Source organism: Sphingomonas sp. P3_C5 (assembly GCF_056402635.1).
Genome location: NZ_JBFUHA010000009.1, coordinates 236876 through 243240, shown reverse-complemented (window position 1 = coordinate 243240; position 6365 = coordinate 236876). Strand labels below are relative to the sequence as shown.

7 protein-coding genes and 1 pseudogene are annotated in these 6365 nt (G+C 62.7%); 5 read left to right on the top strand and 3 right to left on the bottom strand.

The window, feature by feature from the left end; genetic code table 11:
* Positions 1-11: 11 nt before the first annotated feature.
* Positions 12-119: pseudogene (locus AC1DVS_RS21195) on the top strand (transposase); the annotation flags it as partial.
* Between the two features lie 200 nt (positions 120-319).
* On the opposite strand, the gene AC1DVS_RS21190 reads toward AC1DVS_RS21195, so the two are convergent.
* Entirely contained in the window at positions 320-718 is a 399-nt protein-coding gene (locus AC1DVS_RS21190) for a hypothetical protein (protein ID WP_478026132.1), read from the bottom strand.
* 282 nt (positions 719-1000) lie between these two features.
* Positions 1001-1138, bottom strand: coding sequence for a hypothetical protein (locus AC1DVS_RS21185; protein ID WP_478026123.1), 138 nt, complete (start codon positions 1136-1138; stop codon positions 1001-1003).
* Positions 1139-1610: 472 nt separating this feature from the next.
* Between AC1DVS_RS21185 and AC1DVS_RS21180 the strand changes: the two genes are divergently transcribed.
* From AC1DVS_RS21180 to AC1DVS_RS21165, 4 genes are read left to right on the top strand one after another with little or no spacing between them, the layout of a single operon-like run.
* Positions 1611-2630 (top strand): hypothetical protein, encoded by a 1020-nt coding sequence (locus tag AC1DVS_RS21180; RefSeq protein WP_478026121.1) that lies wholly within the window; start codon positions 1611-1613, stop codon positions 2628-2630.
* A 2-nt stretch (positions 2631-2632) separates the two neighbouring features.
* Positions 2633-3028, top strand: a complete 396-nt coding sequence (locus AC1DVS_RS21175; RefSeq protein ID WP_478026120.1) for an SxtJ family membrane protein — start codon at positions 2633-2635, stop codon at positions 3026-3028.
* 18 nt (positions 3029-3046) lie between these two features.
* Positions 3047-3196, top strand: a complete 150-nt coding sequence (locus tag AC1DVS_RS21170) for a DUF5989 family protein (protein ID WP_478026118.1) — start codon at positions 3047-3049, stop codon at positions 3194-3196.
* 1 nt (position 3197) lies between these two features.
* Positions 3198-5033 (top strand): carbamoyltransferase family protein, encoded by a 1836-nt coding sequence (locus AC1DVS_RS21165; RefSeq protein WP_478026116.1) that lies wholly within the window; start codon positions 3198-3200, stop codon positions 5031-5033.
* Here the strand turns inward: AC1DVS_RS21165 and AC1DVS_RS21160 are convergent.
* Positions 5004-6338 (bottom strand): hypothetical protein, encoded by a 1335-nt coding sequence (locus AC1DVS_RS21160; protein ID WP_478026114.1) that lies wholly within the window; start codon positions 6336-6338, stop codon positions 5004-5006. The genes AC1DVS_RS21165 and AC1DVS_RS21160 overlap by 30 nt on opposite strands.
* Positions 6339-6365: the final 27 nt, after the last annotated feature.

Here is a 6365-nt window from a genome sequence, read left to right as displayed (position 1 = left end):
ATAATGGGCCGATCCACGTCAGCAAGCTCTCGCGCGCTGCAATCGAGGCCCGCAAGCACTGGCTCACCGTCGAGTGGCTGCCCAAATACGCCCCTGAACTCAACGATATCGAGTTGGTCTGGCGCGACCTCAAAGCCCATCATCTCGCTCACCAGACCTTCGTCGATATACACACCCTCGATAACGCAATCCACGACGCCGTCGCCGCCTTGAACCGTGAACGAGCCATCGTCCGTTGGCCAAGCGAAGAATCTCTGCTTAGCTGCCAAGCTTCAAGTTCCCCGCATGAGCGCGCCGCGTGCCGGCGCCGCGTCGCTCATCAGCGCGGCGGAGATCGCCGCAGCCTCGGCGCTGACAAAGGTCTCCACGATCTCCGGTGCACTCGTGCAAAGAGCCGCCAGGCCAGGAAACCCGCAGCCTTCCAATCCATGATCAGTACCGGGATACCAACCACCTCTCCCTTGTGCAGCAAGCTCTGCTCAATCTGCTCGGCAGCCTCTCGTGTCGCGACCAATATCAACGCTTCGAGCGCTGGGTCACGCGCAAGCGCATCTTCGATCTCGCCGACCAGTTCGCGGGTGCTGAATGCTGTTCCGTCGGCGTAGCGGTTGGTTTCGATCCGAAGCCTTCGTCCCTCGCGTCCGGAGGTCCCGCCATCGCCACCATGCTGAAAATCGGACTTGGCGACTGCGACGCTGATCCCCAGCATCTTGCTCAAGAGAGCCGCTGCCAGCTTTTCCAGGGTTGCGGGCGATATTTTCGTCCTGCAGGATTTCCCTTAGCCGAGACAGGCGGTCATTCACTGGCGAGGAGTTGGGAGCATCGGGCATTTCATCTTTTCGTGAGAGCGGTCGGGTCGGTCAATCCAAGCCGAATGCAGAAGATGAACGAGCGGCAGGTTTCGGGAAGGGGCAACGTCGCCCTAATTGTCGCATTGTGGGTCTTCGTGTCTGGCGAGCCACTGAATAGCCGCCGGGCGCCTACCCAAGCAGAATTTGCGCTAAGCAAAATCTCCCAGTTTTTCGGCATCATCAGGCAAATCATGGTTTTCCGGTTGATCGTTCGGCGCTCCTGTCCCGGGCTCTGTGGACATATCGCCGGAGTCAGGCTCGTTGCCGGGAATGCGTGTCGGGTTCATGGTCTTTTCCTTTGTCGTTCCACGGGAACGCACGACCACGCGAAACAGGGCAAAGAAAGCTATTGCTGCTTTTCGGCGGCCGTGAGCAGAACTGGATTGCGGTGACAGATTCCACGGGGGGTGGATAGCGGCCCGGCCTTCGGCAGGATGCGGTTGCCAACACCAACCCTGGAGGCGAGGGTGAAGCTTGAAGATTCGTCGATCGAACAGACCGCTATCCGCGCTGACCCTGGCGCGATCTTCGTGTCATCCGCTTGGCTTGGTGCGGATTGCGTGGCATGAACACGCTTCGCCTGAACAAGATCGCTGCGCTGAATCCGGGTGCAACGCTCCTGTGCAGAGCCTGTCCGCGTAATCGAGGGGATGAACGATAGCGCAGGACCCTGCCGCCGCCGAAGCGCCCGCCGCCAGGCGGCCCGGGATCAGGGCTGCGTTCAAGCGATTTACGCTGACCCGCGCCGGTTCCATCGTCGTGTCGGTCGCCCTTGTCGCTGTGGCGACCTATGGCGCGCTGTTCGTCGCTGAACTCGGCCTGTGGTGGAAGAATCGGCCAACGGGTCCGCTCGCGGAGCAGCAACGCGGCCTTTATTTGCCTGACCCGGTCACCGGAGGCGTGCTCAAGCCCGGCTATGACCGCGACTTTGACGACGGCTATGCCAGCGGCCATATCCGCATCAATTCGCTGGGGGACCGCGACGACGAGCCGCGGCCGGACGCGACCAACCGGATCCTGCTGATCGGCGATTCCTTCGCCTTCGGCCTGCTGCTCGATCAGTCGGCGACCATCGATAAATGGATCGAACGCGACCGGCCCGGCACCGACGCCTATAATCTGGGCGTCAGCGGCTATGATCTGCCCAACCAGCTGGACGCGCTGCGGCGAACCCATGTGCGCGGACGCGAGGTCGTCTATCTGTTCTACGGCAATGATCTCCGGCCGCCACGCGAGGAAACGGTGATCGATGGCTACCGCGTCACGCGGTTGTACGGGCGCGGCGACAGACGGCTTACCGATGCGCAATTGGCGGCGAAGGTCCGCGCCTATGCGAAACCCGTCCCCCCCCGGCGCCTGCCCCCGCTGCGTTCGCTGCTGCTGCCCGAGATTCGCAACCTGGTACGCCGGGCGATCGGCGCCGTGGTGTCGCGCGGGACGGCGGTCGACTATAATTTCCCCGCCGCGCAGCGTGGGGCGTTCATCGCCCGCGGCGTCCGGTACACGCTCGACATGCAGGCGCTCGCCAAAGCGCGGGGCATGGGTTTCCACCTCGTGATCATCCCATCGGTCGTCGAGGTGCGGGCAGGCAGGCATGCCACCGCAGTGGCGGGCTATATGGCGCGGATGCGCGCGGTGGGGATCATGCCGATCGACCTGATGCCGAAGCTGAGCACCGACAATTACTGGAGCCATGACCTCCATTTCAGGGAGTCCGGGGCGAAGATCGCCGCCCGGGCGATCGTCGCGGCATTGCCCGCCGCGCCGGGGGGGCGCTAACGGTGCGCGACGATGGCAAGCCCGGCCGCTCCTTCGGCCTGATGCTCGCGGCCTTGCTCCTGGCAGCCGGCGTGTATCGCGCATGGCATGGGTTGCCACCAGCGGCGACGCTCGCGATGCTGGCGGTGGGCGCGCTGTCGGCGGCGGCGGCCCTGTTGCACCCCGCGCAGCTCGATCCAGTCGCGCGGCTCTGGCTACGGCTCGGCGCGATCCTGGGGATGATCGTGAGCCCGCTCGTCCTTGCCGTGATCTTCTTCCTGCTCGTCACGCCGATCGCCCTCATCGCGCGGTTGCTCGGGCGGGACGAGCTGCGGCTCAAACGGCCCAGCGGCAAATCCTACTGGGTGACCAGGGCGCTGCCACAGCCCAATGACAGTTCGTTCGAAGATCCGTTCTAGCAAGGCTCCGGAACCCTCATGTCCTTCATCACCGATCTCTGGAGATTTCTGCGCGTCCGCAAGAAGCTCTGGCTGCTGCCGATCATCCTCGTGATGGTGGCCATCGGCGGGCTGTTGATCCTCGCGCAGGGATCGGTGCTCGCGCCGCTCGTGTACGTCCTGTTCTGACATGATCATCATCGGCATATCGGCCTTTTATCACGACGCGGCGGCCTGCCTGATCATCGATGGGGAGATCATCGCCGCGGCGCAGGAGGAACGCTTCACCCGCCTGAAGCATGACGCGTCCTTCCCCGCCAACGCCATCGCCTGGTGCCTGGAAGAAGCGGGCATCGATGCGGCGTCGGTCGATCATGTCGCCTTTTACGACAAGCCGTTCCTGAAGTTCGAACGGATCCTCGAGACCTATCTGGCCTTCGCCCCGGCCGGCTTTGCCGCGTTCCGGCGCTCGGTGCCGAGCTGGCTGTCGGAAAAGCTGTTCCAGAAGCGAGTCATCGCGCGCGCGCTGCGCGATCTGCTCGGCGGGCAGATCGATTGGGAGGCGCGGCTGCTGTTCAGCGAGCATCATCTCAGCCATGCGGCGAGCGCCTTCTTTCCCTCGCCATTTGAAAATGCCGCTATTCTCACGATGGACGGCGTCGGCGAATGGACGACCACGTCGCTCTCCGTCGGGGCCGGCAGCGACCTGACCGTTCAACGCGAAATCCGTTTTCCGCATTCGCTCGGCCTGCTCTATTCGGCCTTCACCTATTACACCGGCTTCGCGGTGAATGACGGGGAATACAAGGTGATGGGTTTGGCACCTTATGGCAGCCCGACCTACGCCGACAAGATCAGGAACCATCTGATCGATGTGCAGGAGGACGGCAGCTTTCACCTGAACATGGACTATTTCGACTATTGCAGCGGGTCGACGATGACCAACGCAGCGTTCGACCAACTCTTCGGCGGACCGCGCAGAAGCCCGGAAGGGGCTCTGACGCAGCGGGACATGGACCTGGCCGCATCGATCCAGGTCGTGATCGAAGACATTGTGCTCAAGCTCGCAAGGGAAGCTGCGAGATCAACCGGGGAGCGCAACCTCTGCCTCGCGGGCGGCGTCGCGCTGAATTGTGTCGCCAACGGCAAGCTGTTGCGCGAAGGGACGTTCGAGCGGCTCTGGATACAGCCTGCAGCTGGCGATGCCGGCGGCGCGATTGGCGCGGCATTGGGTGCCTATCACCTGCACCGGCACCAACCGCGGGTGATCCGGTCAGGACGCGACGGCATGAACGGCGCCCTTTTGGGGCCGCACTATTCGCAGGCCGAGATTGTGGGTCGGCTCGATGCGCTCGGGTGCATCTATACGATTCACTCGGAGGCCGAGATGATCGACATCGCTGCGCGCGCGCTGGCGGATGGCGATGTCATCGGTTGGCATCAGGGGCGGATGGAATTTGGTCCCCGGGCGCTGGGCGCACGGTCGATCCTTGCCGATCCGCGTTCGCCATCGATGCAGCGGAAGCTCAATCTGAAAGTGAAGAATCGCGAATCCTTTCGTCCTTTCGCGCCCAGCGTGTTGCGCGAGCATGTGAGCGAATGGTTCGATCTCGATACCGACAGTCCGTACATGCTGCTTGTCGCGGAGGTTGCGCCGGAAAGACGCTGCCCGCTTTCAGTCGGGGATGACATGCTTCGCGGCCTGGCCCAGCTTGACGTTCAGCGCTCCACGATACCCGCTGTCACGCATATCGACTATTCTGCCAGAATTCAGACGGTGGACCAGGAAACGAACCCGCTTTACCACGCACTGATCGAAGCGTTCCTGAAGCTGACCGGCTGTCCGATACTGGTCAATACGTCCTTCAATATGCGGGACGAACCCATCGTTTCGACCCCGGATGACGCCTTTCGATGTTTCATGCAGACAGATATCGACCTGCTCATCGTTGGGAATGCCGTGGCTCGAAAGTCGGCGCAAACCGCGCAGACTCTATCATCCGCGCATGCCAAACACGCGCGTTAGCAGCAGTCCGTAAAGGCCGTGATAGGCGACCGCGCCGTGATAGGCGCTGACATAAACCGTCGGGAGCAGGAGGTTGATGGTCGCAAGCGCGATCCGCGCCCGGCCCGACAGCCGCGGCAGGACCGCCGCCAGCGCTATGAGGATGGCGAAGCTGCCGAACGCCATCATGCGCGTGTAATCGGTTGCGATGGCGGTCAAGGCGACGCTCCCGCCCAACCCCAGAACGATCAGCAACGCCATGCGGTACTGCCGCGCCGCGACGAACCCGATAACGGCCGGAACGGCGGCGAGCAGGGTCAGTTTATAGGCCGCGATCAGGCTGAACAGCACCAGTGGCAGCGTGCGGGCAAACTGACCGGCATTGCTCTTGCCGCCGGCAAGCTGGATGGTCGTGGCGCGATAGAGATCGAAGCCGTAACTGGCAAGCCAGATGAGCAGATAAAGCGCAAGCAGGCCGGCAAAATGCCATAGGAAGCGGCGATCGAACAGGCATAGTGCAAGCGTGCCGAAGGCGAGCACCGCAGCCGTCTCGTGCGTCAGCAGCGCGAGCGCGAAACACACTGGCTGGGTGACGCCTGTGCGCCCGTGTCTGTCGAAATCGAGCATCGCCAGCAGCGTCAGCCCGAGCACCAATATCTCCGCATATCCCGGCAAGCCGAGCGCCGTGGCAAAAATGCCGATCGTGTAGAGCGATGCGAGTTCGAGGCGCGACAGCACCAGCCCCTTGCCGACTAGATAGATGCTGGAAAGCGCGAGAACGCCCAGCGCCACCGCCCAGTAAAACAGGCCGTATAGCACGCCGCCAAGATGCAGCAGGTGCGCCAGCGCGGGCATCAGGATGCGGCGATGATAGAATCCTTGCTCTTGCACGAAGGGATCGACCGACAGATTGCCATAGATGCTGCCCATGCCGTTGGGCGCGATCTCGCACAGGAAGATGCTCGCGATCAGCAGCGCGATGATCACATCGGCCCATAGCTTGCGTTGCCGGAGCGCGGGGACGAGTGGAGCGACCGCTCCGCGCAGCAGGAACCCGAACAGGATGACACAGGCGAAAAACGCGGCATCCTTGAGCGACGCGAGCAGATACTGACCGTGATAATCGCCGCTCGCATATTGCAGCGTGCGACGGATAGGCCAGTCGGCGCCCCTGCCGGTCAGATCGCGGATCAGCGCGATGATCACATCATTCGTGAATGTGACGATCGTGACGCAAAGCGCAAAGGCGGCGTAGAACAGGATCGCTTGCGCGGTCGGCGTGCGGGCACCAAGGTTTGTACGGACAGCCGAAACGTCTAAAGCCAAACCGATCTCCACCTGCTACCGGCGCGA

Excerpts from the sequence above, each read along its gene's own strand:
- AC1DVS_RS21185 (WP_478026123.1), bottom strand. The coding sequence starts at position 1,138 with ATGAACCCGACACGCATTCCCGGCAACGAGCCTGACTCCGGCGATATG.
- AC1DVS_RS21170 (WP_478026118.1), top strand. The coding sequence starts at position 3,047 with ATGTCCTTCATCACCGATCTCTGGAGATTTCTGCGCGTCCGCAAGAAG.
- AC1DVS_RS21165 (WP_478026116.1), top strand. The coding sequence starts at position 3,198 with ATGATCATCATCGGCATATCGGCCTTTTATCACGACGCGGCGGCCTGC.